Source organism: Cylindrospermopsis raciborskii Cr2010 (genome assembly GCF_003367075.2).
In the GTDB taxonomy this organism is placed as follows: Bacteria; Cyanobacteriota; Cyanobacteriia; order Cyanobacteriales; family Nostocaceae; genus Raphidiopsis; species Raphidiopsis raciborskii.
Genome location: NZ_CP065936.1, coordinates 1823762 through 1842675, shown reverse-complemented (window position 1 = coordinate 1842675; position 18914 = coordinate 1823762). Strand labels below are relative to the sequence as shown.

14 protein-coding genes, 3 tRNA genes and 2 rRNA genes are annotated in these 18914 nt (G+C 43.1%); 6 read left to right on the top strand and 13 right to left on the bottom strand.

Going from position 1 to position 18914, the window contains the following annotated elements; genetic code table 11:
- Window positions 1-31 precede the first annotated feature (31 nt).
- The 4 genes from C6N34_RS08410 to C6N34_RS08395 all read right to left on the bottom strand — a co-directional run bounded on the left by C6N34_RS08410 (window position 32) and on the right by C6N34_RS08395 (window position 4732).
- Window positions 32-2852 (bottom strand): 23S ribosomal RNA (locus C6N34_RS08410).
- 127 nt (window positions 2853-2979) lie between these two features.
- Window positions 2980-3052 (bottom strand) — tRNA-Ala (locus C6N34_RS08405).
- 3 nt (window positions 3053-3055) lie between these two features.
- Window positions 3056-3129: transfer RNA gene (locus C6N34_RS08400), tRNA-Ile, on the bottom strand.
- 115 nt (window positions 3130-3244) lie between these two features.
- A 16S ribosomal RNA gene (locus tag C6N34_RS08395) occupies window positions 3245-4732 on the bottom strand.
- The 16S and 23S rRNA genes sit together here with 2 tRNA genes alongside, the layout of an rRNA operon.
- A 328-nt stretch (window positions 4733-5060) precedes the next feature.
- Here C6N34_RS08395 and nadC point away from each other — a divergent pair.
- The gene (gene nadC / locus C6N34_RS08390) at window positions 5061-5939 is read left to right on the top strand and encodes a carboxylating nicotinate-nucleotide diphosphorylase (RefSeq protein ID WP_406876211.1); all 879 of its coding nucleotides are present in this window, start codon (window positions 5061-5063) and stop codon (window positions 5937-5939) included.
- 14 nt (window positions 5940-5953) lie between these two features.
- Here the strand turns inward: nadC and C6N34_RS08385 are convergent, their stop codons facing one another.
- Window positions 5954-7630 (bottom strand): substrate-binding domain-containing protein, encoded by a 1677-nt coding sequence (locus C6N34_RS08385; RefSeq protein WP_236107490.1) that lies wholly within the window; start codon window positions 7628-7630, stop codon window positions 5954-5956.
- A 349-nt stretch (window positions 7631-7979) separates the two neighbouring features.
- On the opposite strand from C6N34_RS08385, the gene C6N34_RS08380 reads away from it, so the two are divergent.
- Window positions 7980-9068 carry a serine/threonine-protein kinase gene (locus C6N34_RS08380; RefSeq protein ID WP_057177937.1) on the top strand — a complete coding sequence of 363 codons (1089 nt, stop codon included), beginning with the start codon at window positions 7980-7982 and terminating at the stop codon, window positions 9066-9068.
- 9 nt (window positions 9069-9077) lie between these two features.
- On the opposite strand, the gene aroB is transcribed toward C6N34_RS08380, so the two are convergent.
- Window positions 9078-10175: a 3-dehydroquinate synthase gene (gene aroB, locus C6N34_RS08375; RefSeq protein WP_006278034.1), complete on the bottom strand. Its 1098-nt coding sequence runs from the start codon at window positions 10173-10175 to the stop codon at window positions 9078-9080.
- Window positions 10176-10249: 74 nt separating this feature from the next.
- On the opposite strand from aroB, the gene petL reads away from it, so the two are divergent.
- Complete coding sequence (gene petL, locus C6N34_RS08370; protein ID WP_065179930.1) at window positions 10250-10342, top strand: cytochrome b6-f complex subunit PetL; 93 nt, start codon at window positions 10250-10252, stop codon at window positions 10340-10342.
- 82 nt (window positions 10343-10424) lie between these two features.
- Here the strand turns inward: petL and bioB are convergent, their stop codons facing one another.
- Window positions 10425-11402 (bottom strand): biotin synthase BioB, encoded by a 978-nt coding sequence (gene bioB, locus C6N34_RS08365; protein WP_276613096.1) that lies wholly within the window; start codon window positions 11400-11402, stop codon window positions 10425-10427.
- Between the two features lie 140 nt (window positions 11403-11542).
- Here bioB and C6N34_RS08360 point away from each other — a divergent pair, with 140 nt between their 5' ends.
- A complete protein-coding gene (locus C6N34_RS08360) occupies window positions 11543-12988 on the top strand; it encodes a protein adenylyltransferase SelO (protein ID WP_057177939.1) in 1446 nt (481 codons plus the stop codon).
- A 67-nt stretch (window positions 12989-13055) separates the two neighbouring features.
- Here the strand turns inward: C6N34_RS08360 and C6N34_RS08355 are convergent, their stop codons facing one another.
- The 5 genes from C6N34_RS08355 to gcvT form a co-directional block, all read right to left on the bottom strand.
- Window positions 13056-13283 (bottom strand): photosystem II protein, Psb35-related, encoded by a 228-nt coding sequence (locus tag C6N34_RS08355; RefSeq protein ID WP_057177940.1) that lies wholly within the window; start codon window positions 13281-13283, stop codon window positions 13056-13058.
- A 178-nt stretch (window positions 13284-13461) separates the two neighbouring features.
- A complete protein-coding gene (petA, locus tag C6N34_RS08350) occupies window positions 13462-14463 on the bottom strand; it encodes a cytochrome f (RefSeq protein ID WP_057177941.1) in 1002 nt (333 codons plus the stop codon).
- Window positions 14464-14549: 86 nt separating this feature from the next.
- Window positions 14550-15089 (bottom strand): cytochrome b6-f complex iron-sulfur subunit, encoded by a 540-nt coding sequence (gene petC / locus C6N34_RS08345; protein WP_006278029.1) that lies wholly within the window; start codon window positions 15087-15089, stop codon window positions 14550-14552.
- 235 nt (window positions 15090-15324) lie between these two features.
- Entirely contained in the window at window positions 15325-15717 is a 393-nt protein-coding gene (gene gcvH, locus C6N34_RS08340; protein WP_200959819.1) for a glycine cleavage system protein GcvH, read from the bottom strand.
- A gap of 158 nt (window positions 15718-15875) precedes the next feature.
- Window positions 15876-16946, bottom strand: a complete 1071-nt coding sequence (gcvT, locus tag C6N34_RS08335; protein WP_235528954.1) for a glycine cleavage system aminomethyltransferase GcvT — start codon at window positions 16944-16946, stop codon at window positions 15876-15878.
- A gap of 154 nt (window positions 16947-17100) precedes the next feature.
- On the opposite strand from gcvT, the gene C6N34_RS08330 reads away from it, so the two are divergent.
- Window positions 17101-17595: a pentapeptide repeat-containing protein gene (locus tag C6N34_RS08330; protein ID WP_006278024.1), complete on the top strand. Its 495-nt coding sequence runs from the start codon at window positions 17101-17103 to the stop codon at window positions 17593-17595.
- Window positions 17596-17603: 8 nt separating this feature from the next.
- On the opposite strand, the gene C6N34_RS08325 is transcribed toward C6N34_RS08330, so the two are convergent.
- Window positions 17604-17675: transfer RNA gene (locus C6N34_RS08325), tRNA-Gly, on the bottom strand.
- Between the two features lie 116 nt (window positions 17676-17791).
- Here C6N34_RS08325 and C6N34_RS08320 point away from each other — a divergent pair.
- Window positions 17792-18904 carry an ABC transporter permease gene (locus tag C6N34_RS08320; RefSeq protein ID WP_071242225.1) on the top strand — a complete coding sequence of 371 codons (1113 nt, stop codon included), beginning with the start codon at window positions 17792-17794 and terminating at the stop codon, window positions 18902-18904.
- Window positions 18905-18914 lie beyond the last annotated feature (10 nt).

The window sequence follows — 18914 nt, the reverse complement described above, 5'->3', positions numbered from 1 at the left end:
CATATATTTTGATAAGAATGAATTACTTTTTGAGGTCAAGCCCTCGGTCTGTTAGGACTTCTCTGCTACATACATTACTGTACTTCCACATAAAGCCTATCAACGGGTGTTCTCCCCGTGACCTTACCTACTCTCGTAGTGAGAACACTCATCTTAAGGTGGGCTTCCCACTTAGATGCTTTCAGCGGTTATCCTCTCCGAACTTGGCTACCCAGCGTCTACTCCTGGCGGAATAACTGGTACACCAGCGGTTCGTTCCTCCCGGTCCTCTCGTACTAAGGAGGACTCCTCTCAATGTTCTTTCGCCTGCACCGGATATGGACCGAACTGTCTCACGACGTTCTGAACCCAGCTCACGTACCGCTTTAATGGGCGAACAGCCCAACCCTTGGGACGTACTTCCGCCCCAGGTTGCGATGAGCCGACATCGAGGTGCCAAACCTCCCCGTCGATGTGGACTCTTGGGGGAGATCAGCCTGTTATCCCTAGAGTAACTTTTATCCGTTGAGCGACGGCCATTCCATGCTGCGCCGTCGGATCACTAAGGCCGACTTTCGTCCCTGCTCGACTTGTTGGTCTTGCAGTCAAGCTCTCTTTTTGCCTTTACACTCGTCGCACGGTTTCCAAGCGTGCTGAGAGAACCTTTGCGCGCCTCCGTTACCTTTTAGGAGGCGACCGCCCCAGTCAAACTGCCCACCTGAAACTTTCCTCTCACCGGCTTACGGTGATTAGTTAGAATTCTAGCTTCGCCAGAGTGGTATCTCACCGTTAGCTCCCTTCCCCCCTCAAGGAGAAGTTCTTCGCTTCCCACCTATCCTGCGCAAGCCAAGCCCGAACACAATTCCAGGCTACAGTAAAGCTTCATAGGGTCTTTCTGTCCAGGTGCAGGTAGTCCGTATCTTCACAGACATTCCTATTTCGCCGAGTCTCTCTCTGAGACACCATCCAGATCGTTACGCCTTTCGTGCGGGTCGGAACTTACCCGACAAGGAATTTCGCTACCTTAGGACCGTTATAGTTACGGCCGCCGTTCACCGGGGCTTCGGTCGTCAGCTTCATGTTTCCACTGACCAACTTCCTTAACCTTCCGGCACTGGGCAGGCGTCAGCCCCCATACGTCCTCTTTCGAGTTGGCGGAGACCTGTGTTTTTGGTAAACAGTCGCCTGGATCTCTTCACTGCGACCTGCCTTTCGGCAGGCACCCCTTCTTCCTAAGTTACGGGGCCATTTTGCCGAGTTCCTTAGAGAGAGTTATCTCGCGCCCCTTGGTATTCTCAACCTCCCTACCTGTGTCGGTTTCGGGTACGGGTACTATATGTTCATCACAACCCTAGCTTTTCTTGGCACTTTCCTTCACCACTCGACCGTCGTAACGGTCTTCCCAATCCATTCAGGGCGTGGCTATCTTTCATGCGTCCCTAGTTCTGCTCCCATATTGTAGTCCGGGATTGTTGACCCGGTCTCCATCGACTACGCCTTTCGACCTCGCCTTAGGTCCCGACTAACCCAGAGTGGACGAACCTGCCTCTGGAACCCTTAGGGTTTCGGGGCATTGGATTCTCACCAATGTTTGCGCTACTCAAGCCGACATTCTCACTTCCGTCTCGTCCACAGCTGCTTGCCGCTACTGCTTCTCACTACTACGGAACGCTCCCCTACCGATTATTTCTAATCCCACAGCTTCGGTACATCACTTAGCCCCTTTCATTTTCGGCGCAGGATCGCTTGACTAGTGAGCTATTACGCACTCTTTCAAGGGTGGCTGCTTCTAGGCAAACCTCCTAGTTGTCTTTGCAACCCCACCTCCTTTTTCACTTAGTGATGATTTGGGGACCTTAGCTGGTGGTCTGGGCTGTTTCCCTCTTGACGATGAAGCTTATCCCCCACCGTCTCACTGGCAATGTGCTCCTTGGGTATTCTTAGTTTGCCTCGATTTGGTACCGGTCTCCCAGCCCGCACCGAAACAGTGCTTTACCCCCCAATTTTTTCATTACCGCTGCGCCTCAACACATTTCGGGGAGAACCAGCTAGCTCCTGGTTCGATTGGCATTTCACCCCTAACCACCGCTCATCCGCCGATTTTTCAACATCGGTCGGTTCGGACCTCCACTTGGTTTTACCCAAGCTTCATCCTGGCCATGGTTAGATCACCAGGGTTCGGGTCTATAAATACTGATTAGCGCCCTTTTCAGACTCGGTTTCCCTTTGGCTCCAGCATTCCCGCTTTAACCTACCAGTACCTATAAGTCGCCGGCTCATTCTTCAACAGGCACGCGGTCATCCGTTTAATCGGACTCCCACTGCTTGTAAGCTCACGGTTTCATGTTCTTTTTCACTCCCCTCCCGGGGTTCTTTTCACCTTTCCCTCGCGGTACTTGTTCTCTATCGGTCACACAGTAGTATTTAGCCTTACGAGATGGTCCTCGCTGATTCATACGGGATTTCTCGTGCCCCGTACTACTCGGGATTCAGCTTCTATCCTTTGACTTTCGACTACAGGACTTTCACCCCCTCTGGTGCAGTATTTAGCTGCTTCGTCTAGTCTCTAGATTCGATGTTGCTGTCCCACTACCCCAAGAGGTATACCCCTTGGTTTAGGCTCTTCCCCTTTCGCTCACCACTACTCGGGGAATCTCTTTTGATTTCTTTTCCTCTGGCTACTAAGATGTTTCAATTCGCCAGGTTCGCTCTTTCCTGTCTATATATTCAACAGGCAGTGTTCAGGGTTGCCCCATTCGGATATTTCCGGCTCTCTGTTTGCTTCCAACTCCCCGGAACTTTTCGCAGGTAACCACGTCCTTCTTCGCCTCTGTGTGCCTAGGTATCCACCATGAGCCCTTATTAGCTTGACCACTTGGTTCTTCACTTGCTTCTATCTTTCGATTTCGGCTCTCTTATCTATCTATATGCAGTTTTCAAGGTTCTGGCTGGTTCTCACCAGCAGTCTAGGTCTTTCCTAGTTGCTGATAATACCTAATGTGGAGGTTAGCGGACTCGAACCGCTGACATCCTGCTTGCAAAGCAGGCGCTCTACCAACTGAGCTAAACCCCCAGGTGGGCCATCCTGGACTCGAACCAGGGACCTCACCCTTATCAGGGGTGCGCTCTAACCACCTGAGCTAATAGCCCGCGAACCAAATATTAGTTTGAAAGACTTCACAATCTCACGTCATCGACCTAGAGTAGACCATTTGATTCTCTATTCGCCTTCGGCTTTCGATTCTTCAATGGGTAGGTCTCCCTAAAAGGAGGTGATCCAGCCACACCTTCCGGTACGGCTACCTTGTTACGACTTCACCCCAGTCACCAGTCCTACCTTAGGCATCCCCCTCCTTTCGGTTGGGGTAATGACTTCGGGCGTGACCAACTTCCATGGTGTGACGGGCGGTGTGTACAAGGCCCGGGAACGAATTCACTGCAGTATGCTGACCTGCAATTACTAGCGATTCCTCCTTCACGAAGGCGAGTTGCAGCCTTCGATCTGAACTGAGCTACGGTTTCTGGATTCGCTTGCCATCCCTGGCTCGCTGCCCTCTGTCCGTAGCATTGTAGTACGTGTGTAGCCCAAGACGTAAGGGGCATGCTGACTTGACGTCATCCTCACCTTCCTCCGGTTTGTCACCGGCAGTCTCTCTAGAGTGCCCAACTTAATGCTGGCAACTAAAAACGAGGGTTGCGCTCGTTGCGGGACTTAACCCAACATCTCACGACACGAGCTGACGACAGCCATGCACCACCTGTCTCTGCGCTCCCTAAGGCACTCCCAGCTTTCACCAGGATTCGCAGGATGTCAAGTCTTGGTAAGGTTCTTCGCGTTGCATCGAATTAAACCACATACTCCACCGCTTGTGCGGGCCCCCGTCAATTCCTTTGAGTTTCACACTTGCGTGCGTACTCCCCAGGCGGGATACTTAACGCGTTAGCTCCGGCACGGCTCGGGTCGATACAAGCCACGCCTAGTATCCATCGTTTACGGCTAGGACTACTGGGGTATCTAATCCCATTCGCTCCCCTAGCTTTCGTCCCTCAGTGTCAGTTACGGTCTAGCAAAACGCTTTCGCCACCGGTGTTCTTCCTGATATCTACGCATTTCACCGCTACACCAGGAATTCCTTTTGCCCCTACCGCACTCTAGTTCTGTAGTTTCCACCGCTTTTATTTGGTTAAGCCAAACTCTTTAACAGCAGACTTTCAGTTCCACCTGCAGACCCTTTACGCCCAATCATTCCGGATAACGCTTGCATCCTCCGTATTACCGCGGCTGCTGGCACGGAGTTAGCCGATGCTTATTCCTCAAGTACCGTCACTTTCTTCTTCCTTGAGAAAAGAGGTTTACGACCCAAGAGCCTTCCTCCCTCACGCGGTATTGCTCCGTCAGGCTTTCGCCCATTGCGGAAAATTCCCCACTGCTGCCTCCCGTAGGAGTCTGGGCCGTGTCTCAGTCCCAGTGTGGCTGATCATCCTCTCAGACCAGCTACTGATCGACGCCTTGGTGGTCCCTTACACCACCAACTAGCTAATCAGACGCGAGCTCATCTCCAGGCAATAAATCTTTCACCTCTCGGCACATCCGGTATTAGCAGTCGTTTCCAACTGTTATCCCCGACCTGGAGCCAGATTCTCACGCGTTACTCACCCGTCCGCCACTAGATGCCTAAGCATCCCGTTCGACTTGCATGTGTTAAGCATACCGCCAGCGTTCATCCTGAGCCAGGATCAAACTCTCCGTTTTGTTAAGTTTGTTTTTAGCTCTTTCTTTGACTGATTACCTCAGTCAGGTATTATTTTCTTGACTTGACGAGTAGATTGCTTTATACTGTCTTTCAAACTATATTATTTTCAAGGTTCGGGTGGACTTGGGAGTCGCTGTTTCTTGCGTCTCTCTCAGCCACTTATTCAATATAGCGAACCTCTTTGAGAATGTCAACTACTTTTTTCACTTTTTTTGAAAAAAGTTTTTTACCAAAATTTTAGGGGCTGAATCCTTTATGGATTGGGCATTTGAACCATTGGTAAACTGTTGAAATCTCCGCTTAGACTTGATTATATTTAAACAACTGATGGAAAGTTCGATGAAAGGTTTTTTGGGTGTATTACCACCGGTTTTGTTGCTTGACCCCATGCTGCGGGTCTGGTTGATGGAGGATATTGGTAGGGGCGATCGCACGACCCAAGCTCTGTTATCCCAGCACCACACTAGTGTACAAGCTAGGTGGGTAGCTAAAGCAGAGGGGATAATTGCTGGGTTGCCAATTGCAGCTAGGGTGTTTTATCTATTAAATGACCAAATCAATTTTGTGCCACTCAAGGCTGAGGGGGATAAGTGTCAAGCTGGTGAAGTGGTAGCGGAAATTACAGGGGCTTGGGATGGGTTATTGATGGGGGAGCGGGTGGCACTGAATTTGGTGATGCGGTTGAGTGGAATTGCTAGTTTGACTAATATGTATGTGGAAAAAATAGCGGATCTACCCACTAAGTTTGTTGATACTCGTAAGACTACTCCCGGGTTGAGAATTTTAGAAAAGTATGCTAGTGCGGTGGGTGGAGCTACTAATCATCGTATGGGGTTAGATGATGCGGTGATGATTAAGGATAATCACATAGTCGCAGCTGGCAGTATTACTAAGGCTATTCAACAAGTGCGATCGCAAGTTCCATACCCGTTAAGTATTGAGGTAGAAACGGAAGCTATAGAGCAGGTTGAGGAAGCTCTACAATGTCAAGCTGAAATTATTATGTTGGATAATATGTCCCTGGATCTGATGACTCAAGCAGTAAGTTTGATTCGTCAACAGGATAAACGGGTGAAAATTGAAGCATCGGGCAATATTAGCCTAGATACTATTCGCAGTGTAGCACAAGCGGGAGTTGATTTTATTTCTAGCAGTGCTCCTGTAACTCAATCACGATGGTTAGATCTGAGTATGAGGTTAATGTAGATGCCTACAAGTGGTTATAGCTCTTTATCGGGAAGATTATAGGTCCAAATGGTTTGAGAACGGGCCATGTTTAGCCACTGATGGTCATCGGTCAAATACCCGATTTCTGTCATGTACTCATGATGGGTTCTGGGAATAGCCAAGTAGTAATCTGATCCTGATTCTTCACACTCATATTCCTTAACCAAAGGAGGAGATTGAACACTTAGATCCAGATTGGTCACATCATAAAGTCTAATAGCTAGAATGTTCCCTCCTCTCTGTTTTGCCAACTGGCGATCGCTCTCGGAAATATACCAGTGAACATAGGCCCATTTGGCTGAGCGTGGTACAAAAGTAATGGAGCTTCCGGTACCGATTTGGGAAGTATTTGGGGGAATGTGATTCTCTACCACTGGTGCAGATGGTGTCAATATTGGGGATTCTGGAGAATCAAGAGTATTGATGACTGAGACTGGTGCTTCTATATCCCAAACCAACTCACCGAAATCTAAGCCTACTGCTTGATCGAAAACATCGGAGTCATTGCCAATTACTTCCTCCGTGTTTGGGTATGATGTTTCCAATTCGTTTATCCCTCCAGCAACAAGATTTTTCTTTCGTCGAGATTTTCTCCCCATTAATAGCCAAAGTAAAAACGTTAGGAATATTACTAGAAAGCATAAACCAATTAATAGTCCTAGGAGTTTTCTGTTTCCCACTACACCGGAAAATAGCCGACTAGCATAGCCAAAATAATTACCATTATTTCTTGAAGTTGAAGCGTCTGGGGAGACAGAAGTTGACAGCAGGGCATTTTGGGAATAGATGGGAACTAGAGACTCGGAACCGGGGGTGGAGTTTTGTGCCGTATTTGGTAGTGTCGCGACTGCTGACATCTCTTCTTCTTTAGCCTTGGATATAGCTTTTTTTCCTACTTGGGTAGTAGCAAGATCCACAAAATTCACCACTGTAGGATCAGAGTTACGCTTGTAAGCATAAACCAGGGGTAATGAAAAGGGATATTTGGAATGGTCGGGATAAGTACCCTGAATTTTGAGTATTCTTACTTGGGGGACTGTTTTTACCTGGCTGACTATGGCGTAGCTGATACCATCTTTACCCAATTGTTGGATAATTTCCGTAGTTTTATCTCGGCTGACAGTAAGATATTTATCACTGTTACTAGTCAATTCAGGAAAATTGAACACCGGGTAACCACCGAGAGAACGGCGAGTTTCACTGGTGACAGAACGATCAATAAACCGAATTGCCATAGGAGGCCCACCTACCTGAGACCAGTTAGTAATTTTACCCCTAAATATCCTCGTAAACTCCCCAATAGTTAAACCACCCTGAAATGGATTATCAACACCAACCACAACGGCAATTTTTTCTCTGGTTAGACGAACTTGCTCCAGTCCCTGAGCTTTTTCTGCTGGAGTCAATCCTCTAGCGATCGCCGCCACATCAATTTGTCCGTCCAATAAGGATTTAATAGCTGCCTCATTACCGCTTGTTCCTATTTCTACCTGAGTATGGGGAAACAGTTCCTGAAAACTATTTTTCAGCTTTTGGTTGATCATTAACAATTTAATCGAACCATCAATTCTGACTTTATTCTTGTTGGCAACTCTTGGTAATAGTTCTAGACCATTACTTTCCGTATTTGATTGTGCTAGTGCTGGTGCAAAAAGGTTTGTTGTTAGCAAACTGCCACTTAATGTCAAAAACAACAATAATAAACTACGTGTTATTTTACTTAGACTATTTAGATTTAGATTATTATTTTTACTTTTTTTCCACATACCTTATTTACCAAAATGCTGTACTTTACATATCTGTCGAGACAGGTAGTTCATTAACCAACAACAACTGACAAAAAAATAACACACTAAAGTTGACTTTTTGCCAATATTTTTCTAGCTTTTAATAATTATACATTATGTGCCACTTTTCTTAACCATTCCACCTGGCAAAAATAACGATCACGCCCGGAACCATTCGTGCTAAAATAAACCACCTTAGATATTCAGTAACAATATCCGCTCACCAAAAGCCATGAATCAGATATGCTGTCTGAATCCTACTTATGAATGTGATAACCCCCAAGTTCCAGAGGGTACTAGTTATTGCCCTACCTGTGGCACTCCTTTAGTAATCTTGAAGAATCGTTATCAACCAGTTAAACGTTTAGGGGGTGGAGGATTTGCTAAAACCTACTTGGCACTGGACACTCATAAATTAAATGAACTCTGTGTAATTAAACAGCTGGCACCTTCTTTAGGTAATCAAACAACACAAGCCTTAATCAAAGCTACAGAGTTATTTCTACAAGAAGCACAGCAATTACAAAAGTTGGCGGAACACACTCAAATCCCTAGCTTGTTTGCCTACTTTGAAGAAAATCGACAGTTATATTTAGTAGAGCAGTTTGTTGATGGCAAAAATTTACTCGAAGAACTACAAACCGAAGGGGTGTTAAACGAAGCTAAAATTCGCCAGTTTTTGCAGGACTTATTGCTCATCCTCCAGGAAGTTCATAAGCAAGGGATTATTCACCGAGATATTAAACCGGAAAATGTTATGCGTCGTCATAAAGATGGTAAATTGGTGTTGATTGATTTTGGTGCTTCAAAAGAATTACAAGGAGGAGCAACTTCAGGAACGCGGATTGGCACAGATGGTTATGCACCTTGGGAACAAAGAGTTGATGGTGTGGCAAGTACGGCTGGTGACTTATACAGTCTTGGTGTAACCTGTTTTTATTTGCTTACTAGTAAAAATCCCTATGAGCTTTGGCTTAAAGACGGTTACAACTGGGTTGCAAACTGGCGTAACTATTTAAATCAACCTCTAAGTCAGAAATTGCAGCAGATTCTAGATAAGTTATTAGTAGCTAATTCTGAGAACCGCTATAGCTTAGCGGAAAAGGTACTAGAAGAATTGAGACAACCCTATAGTATTATCCCATCAAACTCTCCTAAAACAATAATATCACACACTAAAAAACCTCGGACATTCGGTTATATCCTAGCACTGATTAGTGTGGTTCTACTAGGAATTGGTTACCTATTAATCACCAAAACTCCCCAACTTCAGCCTAAGACTGAGCCCAATGGAATCCAAGAAACAGATAGGGGACTTTAATAACCGCATCTAAAAACCAAAACTCGACAAAACCTGAGTAATAATATCCGTTGGTACCTGGTCTGTAACTAGAACCTTTCCTATTTGACTAGGTAGAACAAATCTCACCCTACCTGATTTAACCTTCTTATCTAATTGTAAGGCATCAATTAGTTGATTAATATCTAAACCCACTGGCAATTTAGTTGGCAGTCCGGCTTTTTGGATAAGTGTATTTTGACGCTCTGCATCTGATTTTGACCAAAGTTCCAACCTAACAGCAATTTCCCCCGCTGCTATCATACCAAGACCGACGGCTTCACCATGCTTAAACACTCGATATTTAGTGACACTTTCCACTGCGTGACCAATAGTATGGCCGTAATTCAAAATTGCCCGGATTCCAGATTCTTTTTCATCTTGACTGACCACATTTGCTTTTGCTTCACAAGAATGAGTTAAGATATAGTTTATCAGGTCGGATTTTACATAGCGGAGTTGATCAAGGTGCTTGCTCGCTTCCAACTGAGTAAACAATTGGGGATCCCAAATTACCCCGTACTTGATCACTTCCGCCATTCCCGCTCTGAATTCACCACTGGGTAAGGTTTGGAGAACTTGAGGGTCAATTAGTACTAACCTGGGTTGATAAAATGCACCAATTAGGTTTTTACCATGGGGATGATTAACCCCTGTTTTTCCACCTACGGAAGAATCAACCATCGCTAGTAAACTAGTGGGTACTTGTACTAAATTAATTCCTCTTAGCCAGGTAGCAGCAGCGAATCCCGTCATATCACCGACAACACCACCACCTAAAGCTATCATGGTGGAGTTGCGCTCTAATTTATGTTCTAAAGCTGTATCATAAATTTTTTGAATAGAGTTTAATGTTTTATATCGCTCTCCAGGTGGGAGATTATAGTGAACCACATCAAAACCAGCATTTTGCAAAGAGGCGATCGCCCGCTCTCCATAATGCTTAAATATGATGGGGTTAGAAACCAAAAGGGCCTTTTTACCTAGATTGAGACTAGCCATTTGTGGGCCCAGTTGATCCAGACTACCTGGTGCAACAATGATTTGATAGGAATTTTCTGGTATATCTACTTTAATTACGGAAGTCATTGAAAAACCCGGATATAATGGGAAATTATATATGATTGAATAAATTTAGTGAACTAAATTCTGGAGCGAGATCAATGGCCGTAGTGGAATATGTGGCTTTTTTAGCCGCGTTTACAGTTATCGCAGTGGGACTATTATTTGGTCTTCGTGCTGCTAAGATAATCTAGAGACTGTGGGAGACAGGGAATAAATTCCCTGTCTGAAAGCCAAAGTCGGTTCTCAATCAACTGGTTTTGTGGGTTGGGTATATTAAGAAAGTTTAGAAGGAGGACGCATTTGCAAACCCAATAGCTTTAACATTTCCCCATCCGTGTCATAATCGGGACAAGGGGTGGTAACCGTCAACATTTTCTGGTCATCACTAGAAAAAATTGAATTGGCACCCGCCATAAAACACAAAGACTGTTCCACGGGAGAAAGTCTAGCTCTTCCAGCACTTAAACGCACGTCAGAGGTGGGCATAATGATTCTAGCAGTAGCAATCATCCGCACCACATCCCAAATAGGAACTTCCGGTTGATCGGACAGGGGTGTTCCCTCAACCTGGGAGAGGATATTAATCGGAACTGATTCAGGATGGGGTTCCAAACTAGATAGAGTATATAACATTCCCACCCGGTCTTCCACACTCTCACCTAAACCCAGAATACCACCAGAACAAACAGTCACATTAGTTGATCGAACATTTCTAATTGTATTCAGGCGATCGCTATATGTTCTCGTGGTAATAACACTACTATAATATTCTTCGGAAGTATCCAGGTTATGATTATAAGCGTAAAGACCTGCATCTTGCAACTTTTGAGCTTGACTAGCTGTTAACATGCCCAAAGTGCAGCAGACCTCCAGTCCCATAGAGGTTACATTTTTAACCATATCCAAAACTTGTTCAAATTGGGAATTATCTCGTACTTCGCGCCAAGCAGCGCCCATACAGATTCGACTGACACCATTTTCCTTAGCTTTGTGAGCAATATTTAATACTGTTTCCTTAGCTAATAAAGCTTCTGGTTTGACTTCAGTTTTATAATGGGAGGACTGGGCGCAGTAACCACAGTCTTCTGGGCAACCACCAGTTTTAATAGATATTAGCTTGCATACCTGTATTTGTTTAGGATTATGAAATTGACGGTGTACAGTAGCAGCTTGATAAACTAGCTCTAAAAATGGTGTATTGTAGATAGCGAAAATCTCATCTTTTTGCCAATCGTAGCGTATTTGCGCCATTACTATCCTTTTGCTATCCTTTATAATGAACAGAAAGACACGGAAATTTTAACCGTGGGATACAAGTAGAGTAGCATTATCTACCGACCAATGGCAATTGGTAATAATGTAGAATCAAGAAAACACCAAAAATAGTAAAAATGAACCCAGCTGAAACGCCAAATGATACAACCTCCCCCAACCGGTTACATTCTCTCAACTATGAATATAAATTGGAGTCATTAGGTAATGACTACTATGATGAAGTTGATGCGGAAGAATTTCCCCAACACATTTTACGCTGGCGAAATAATTCATTATTAGAACGTTTAGGAATAGACCATCAAATAATTACAGACCAAAACTTTATTGATAGCTTTGGCAAATTTGAAGGAAAGAAACCATTTTTAGCACTGCGTTATCACGGCTATCAATTTGGTGAATATAACCCCCATTTAGGAGATGGTAGAGGTTTTCTTTATGGACAAGTTAGGGGTGTGGATGGAGAACTATATGATTTTGGCACTAAGGGATCAGGGAGAACGCCTTATTCCCGTGGTGGTGATGGAATGCTAACCCTCAAGGGAGGGGTGAGAGAAGTTTTAGCAGGGGAAGTATTACATCGTTTAGGTGTGAGAACATCCCGGTGTTTAAGTATGATTGAAACTGGATTATCTTTATGGCGAGGAGATGAACCTTCTCCCACCCGTTCATCAGTCATGGTGCGCATGAGTAAATCCCATATTAGATTTGGCACTTTTGAGAGATTACATTATTTAAAACGCCCGGATTTAATCCAGAAATTATTAGATCATGTGATTGATCAATATTATCCAGATCTAAACAATCAGGAGAATAAATATGCTTTGTTTTATGCTGAACTAGTGAAGAGAGTAGCCCAGTTAGTGGCACAATGGATGTGCGCGGGTTTTTGCCATGGTGTTTTAAATACTGACAACATGTCTATTACAGGGGAAAGTTTTGACTATGGACCCTATGCTTTTATCCCCACCTATGATTTAAATTTTACTGCTGCCTATTTTGACTATTATCGGCGTTATTGTTATGGTCAGCAACCAAGTATTTGTTATTTAAATTTAGAACTGTTGCAAGAGCCATTAAAAGCGGTGATTGACCCAGTGGATCTGGATTATGGGTTAGCAAAATTTCAGGAATACTATCATGCAGAATATGGGAATTTGATGTTGAAAAGATTAGGTTTTGCCCAACCCAAATTTCCAGAAGCTGATGATTTGTTAGATCTCACAATTGGTTTTTTAAAAGAAAGTCAAATTAATTATCATCAGTTTTTTGCCGATATGGCAAAGACATTTTCCCCCAGATGGCGTGAGGAACCTAGTTTAATTATGGAGGAATCACAAATTTTGCCGAGGTCATTATCTGTTTTTAAAAACTGGTGCGCACTTTATCATCAAGTCCTCAACAACTCGGTTTCCCAAGAAATGACGAATGTTGGCACAACCTTAATCCAATATAATCCCCAGTCTAATTTACTAAGACCAGTAATTGAAGAGATTTGGCAACCAATTGTGGAACAGGATAATTGGCAACCTTTTTATAATTTGATCCAAAATTTTCATACCTAATATAACAAACCGTGCTGTCTAAACTTTTGACAGCACGGCTATTTGCTCTATTTATTATTTACAAACTCTACTCAGATAAGCCTTGGCTGGTATAAGCATCCATACCATAAGCAGGAGTGCGGGTTTCATAATTAATTTCTTGACCGGTAATTGACTTGGCTAGTCTTGCAAACGACTCAGAACGCCAGTTACGTTCATGAATGGGCTTGCTTTGCTCACCCATAAAATATGCTAGGGAACCAATCAACCCAGCTGCAACCCAACCAATAACAAATAATGCAATTAACACAACCATTTGAGTAACTCCTTGTTGAATAAGTCTTTATTACTCTATGTAAACAAAGATAACAAAATGTTAAGAAAATTGTCAAATGGGTCTCAAGTGTGGTATCCGCCATTTAAAGTAGGGTTTACTAGAAAAAAAGACAGGCTTTTTGCCTGTCCCAAGAAAAAAGTGCGATCTAGCAGGGAATTTAGAAATTCATCTCAGCAGCTTGGACTTTTTCTATTTGTTTCTTCTTCAGCACTAACATTACCTGTGCCATCATGACTAAACAGATAAAGGCAATCAGCCACACAACCCTAGAACTATCTTGTAAGACAATTTCTGCGTCTTTCTGACCAAAACCACCCACATTAGGGTTATTGGTTAAAGCATCACCAGATGCTACAGTTTGTCCCTCAGAAACAATTAATTCCGGACCTGCGGGCACAGTATCTTCCACCACATCTCCCGATGCAGTGGTGATGCTAACTATATATTTGACATTACCATCTTCATCTTCGGTTTGAGCAATCTTACTAATTGTCCCCCCAGCAGAAGCATTGTAAATGTTATTGTTACTCTTTTCACCTGTGGGGTAAACTTGTCCACGTCCCCGATTTCCGCCAACATGAATGGAATATTTGCCAAAGTGGATATTTTTGTCGGTAGCAGGGTTAGGTGACAATACAGGAAAAACAATTTCTTGATATTCTTCCCCAGGTAATGGCCCAACAATAATTACGTTTTCTTGATCTTCCTTGTAGGTTTGGAATGGTAGATCCCCTACTTCTTCTTTGAGTTCTTCTGGTATGCGATCTTCTGGAGCAATCTTAAACCCTTCCGGTAACATTAATACCGCTCCAACGTTTAAACCAACCTTAGAACCATCCGCTCCTACTTGCTGTACGCTGGTATCGTATGGTATTTTGACCACCGCTTTAAATACGGTATCAGGTAATACGGATTGTGGTACTTCTACTTCTGTGTTCTTGGCAGCTAGGTGACAGTTGGCACATACAATTCGCCCTGTGGCTTCGCGAGGTGTTTCAGGAGCAGTTTCCTGCGCCCAAAAGGGGTAAGCAGCAGCACTTTGGGGTTGAACGAAATCGCTAACCAAGGAAAATGTCACGGAGGCGATCGCTATTAGTAATGTATTTAGCATTACCTTAGCAGCGCGAGTTAACCTCGCTGGTGTAAGGGCGTTTCTCATCTCTATAAAGTCATGTTTCGGTTTTAGTTAGTCAGTTGTCATTGGTCAGCATTGACTAATGATTAGTTACTCAGCACTTTATTCTATTAAGCCCACCATGGGTTTTCATTAGTGCGGAAGTCGGTTTCCGTCCAGGGGGTCAAAACGATAGTGTCATCGTTGACATTAGCATGAGCTAAAGCTAGAGATTTAGGTGCAGGTCCGCGTACAACTTTACCAGTCGCATCGTATTGAGAACCATGGCAAGGACATTTAAACTTATTCTCTGCTACGTTCCAGGGAACAACACAACCCAGGTGGGTACAGATAGCATTAATGCCATAATCAGCAATTGCTTCTTTAGTTTCCACCACGATGTAGGTAGGGTCTCCCTTTAATCCTTGAACTAAAGTCCGATCTCCCACATTGTGACTAGAAAGGAACTTGCTGAGACTAACATCATTGCCCAGTTCATCCTTTGCGACTGAACCGCCACCAGCACCACCGCTGGCAGGCGGGATGAAGTAGTTCACAACGGGATAAAGAACTCCAGCAGCTACCCCGGTTACAGTCCCAAAGGTAAGTAAGTTCATAAACTGGCGACGACCCATATCAGGTACGTCCATTGATTCAGAAAATTGAGCCATAGTCTACACGCTCTTTGTGTGATTTGTTGAGTATTTTGACAAGAGTGGTAGCACTATATCAACTCTTGTCTGAGTCGAAATGCTAACGCCCCCAGTGATGTCTGATCTTATAGGATTGATCTGGCATCATCATTTATTAGCATTACATTTCTTTATATCCCTATCATACTTGAGTTAGGGAACTTAATATCATGACTCCATTTTTTATCTGGAGAGGGTGGAATCCAAGCAAAAGTTATGCTCCCTCCACCAAAGCAGCATATTTTTCAGCAGACATTCCCTGCACCACTTCTTGGGCATTACTTATATGCACTTTAATAAACCAGCCATCCCCATAGGGGTCCTTTCCTATGGATTCTGGAGACTCAATCAAGGACTCATTTCTTTCTATAACTACTCCTGTGACTGGGGATTTTAATTCTTCCACTGCTTTAACTGATTCGATTGTGCCAAATGATTCTCCTTGGGAAAGGTCATTTCCAACCTCTGTCAGTTCTAAAAATACTATATCTCCCAATTGGTCTATGGCAAAATTAGTAATGCCCACAGTAGCAATTTCACTATCTAGTCGTACATATTCATGAGTATCGAGATACAGTAAATCTTCGGGATATTTCAGCTCCATAATTTTCCTTTCTACATTCAATAATGTTCTACATAATTGACACTCCCCGGTCTAAATACACGGGGATTCTACATTCATCGTCAAAACTTGCTCAACCAGGTTTGCACCAAGTGGAGGCTTTACGCCATGCTCCAAAACTTAACCTCAAGGTTTTTCAACCATTATTTGTGGGCACGATTTTGGGATTTATAAAAAGGGCGTTTTACTACTTGGGCTGGATAGGTTTTACCACGTATATCCACTTCTATTTGCTGTTTAATATTTGCTAACTCAGCAGTTACATAAGCTAGAGCAATAGGATAGTTTAAGGTGGGAGACAGAGTACCACTGGTCACCTGTCCAATGATTTTTCCAGATGATAGAAGGGAGTAGCCATGACGGGGAATATTTCTTCCCTGAGTTTGTAAACCCACCAATTTACGCTCCACACCCTGGATTTTTTGCCTTTCTAAAATGTCTCGACCAATAAAATCACCTTTTCTATCTAAATGGACTAACCATGCCAAACCAGCTTCTAAAGGTGTAGTATTATCATCAATATCTTGACCATAAAGTGACATAGCTGCTTCTAACCGCAATGTGTCCCTACAACCTAATCCGCAAGGGGTGACACCTGCACCATGGAGACGTTGCCAAAATTCCAGTCCCGTTTGCGAATCTACCATGATCTCAAAGCCATCTTCCCCTGTGTAACCAGTACGAGCTAAAAAGGCCCCACCACCCAAAATTTCGGTTTCTAAATGGCCAAAAGCTTTGATAGGTGTCAAATCATCAGCTACAAAAGACTGTAATATAGCAGTAGCTTTTGGACCCTGGAGGGCAATTAATATCTTATCCCTAGACAGGTCTTCAAATTGAATTTGATTCAAGTCCAGATTTTGCGACAACCAATTCCTGTCTTTATCTGTAGTAGAGGCGTTAACAATAATGACAACTTTTTCATTATCTGTATTTTTTCCACTTTGACGGTAAATAATGATATCGTCAATAATCCCACCTTGAGGATTTAACAGTACAGTGTATTGAGACTGACCAGGTTGCAACCTACTTAAATCAGAAGGGACTAGTTTTTCCAGTTGGACCATGAGGTTTTTACCCTGGAGGTTAAACTTACCCATGTGGGAAATATCAAACATTCCCGCACCATTTCTCACAGCTTGGTGTTCCTCAATAATACTGGTGTATTGTAAAGGCATTTCCCAACCGCCAAAGTTGGTAAATCTGGCTTTCATTTCCACACCAGTTTGATATAGAGGGGTTTTTCCCCCTGGTGAAGGAACAGAATGATTTACAGGACTGTCTGATTTGATCACGAGTTTTGAGTTAACTGACTGTATTTTAGATATTCTAATATTGTAGATTGATAAGATTTATTACTCAAAAATCATGAAGTATTGGCAAATATTTGTCGGTTTAGTTTTAACCGCAGTGTTCTTTGTATCTAACTTATCCGCACAAGCAGCCAGTTCTTCTAGTATTACCCGGTCTGCAGGGAGTAAGATAGAAATTCAAGATTATTCGGGAAAAAGTTTAGTAGGTAAGGAGTTCACCAACATTAAATTGGAAAATGCTAACTTTAGCAATGCTGATTTGCGAGGTGTAGTATTTAATGGCACACTGTTGATTGATACAAATTTACATGGAGTCAACTTTAGTGACGGAATCTCTTACTTGTCTAATTTTAAGAATTCTAATTTAAGCGATGCCATTTTTACTAATGCCATGATGTTACGCTCGACATTTAACAATGTGGATATTACCGGTGCTGACTTTACCAATGCCATTTTAGATGGAGTGGAGGTGAAAAAATTGTGTGCTGATGCTAGTGGAGTTAACTCTCAAACGGGAGTTGACACTCGTGAATCCCTAGGTTGTAGATAGGGACTAAAAGCGGGTGATGGGACTCGAACCCACGACATTCTGCATGGGAGGCAGACATTCTACCACTGAATTACACCCGCATTAAAGAGTTGAATAAGCCATTGAACCCAGGTTCAATGGTAAGGCAAAAATCTGTTACTGTCAAGAGATTTTTGCCATATCCCTCCTATTGTAATTAAAATCAGAAATTAGAACTATGAACTGGTGGCAAAGACTAAAGAATAACAACTTAGCGCGATTTGGTGCAATAATACTGTTAGTATTTTACATAGGAGTAATTGGTGCCGATTTTATAGCGCCCTATAATCCCTATGATTCTCAACCTCATGGTTCTCTATTACCACCAACCAAAATTTATTGGAAAACGCCAGATGGTAAATTTATTGGACCACATATTTATCCCACAACTCAGGGGGATACAAATTTAGAAACCGGAGAAAGAAAACTAATTGTTGATTTTCAAAAACCATCATCTCTGGGTTTATTTGTAGTTGGTTCTGAATATACATTATTCGAGGTAAAATTACCCTTACCTCCCGCATGGGAAGAAGTAAAGATTATTCCTGGTATCACCCTAAATTTACATTTGTTTGGTGCTAAAGATCCAGCCAAATTTAACCTATTGGGAACAGATGAACAGGGTAGAGACCAATTTAGTCGATTGCTACATGGAGGAAGGATTAGTCTATTTATTGGGATTTTTGGGATTATTATTACCTACCCATTAGGTTTAATCATTGGTGGTATTTCTGGCTATTTTGGTGGTTGGATTGATATTATTATTATGCGGTTGGCAGAAGTTTTGATGACCTTTCCTAGTATTTACTTATTAGCAGCACTGTCAGGAATTTTAAGTCCTCAATTGACCAGCACACAAAGATTTCTGCTAATAGTCTTAATTACTTCAGTGATTAGTTGGGCTGGTTTGGCCCGAGTAATTCGTGGTCAAGTCTTGTCTATTAAAGAACAGGAATTTGTTCAAGCGTCACTAGCTATAGGAGGCAAACCTTTTTATATCATCTTGCGTCATATATTACCTCAAACTGCCAGTTATGTAATTATTTCAGCTACTTTAGCTATTCCTAGTTTTATAGGAGCAGAAGCGGTATTAAGTTTAATTGGTTTAGGTATTCAACAACCTGATCCTTCTTGGGGAAACATGCTTTCTTTAGCCAGTAATGCTTCTATTTTAGTTTTACAACCGTGGTTAGTTCTAGCTCCAGCTATGCTGATAATATTGACGGTTTTAGCATTTAATTTGCTTGGTGATGGATTGAGAGATGCTCTTGACCCCCGGAGTATTCGTTAAACCCACCCAA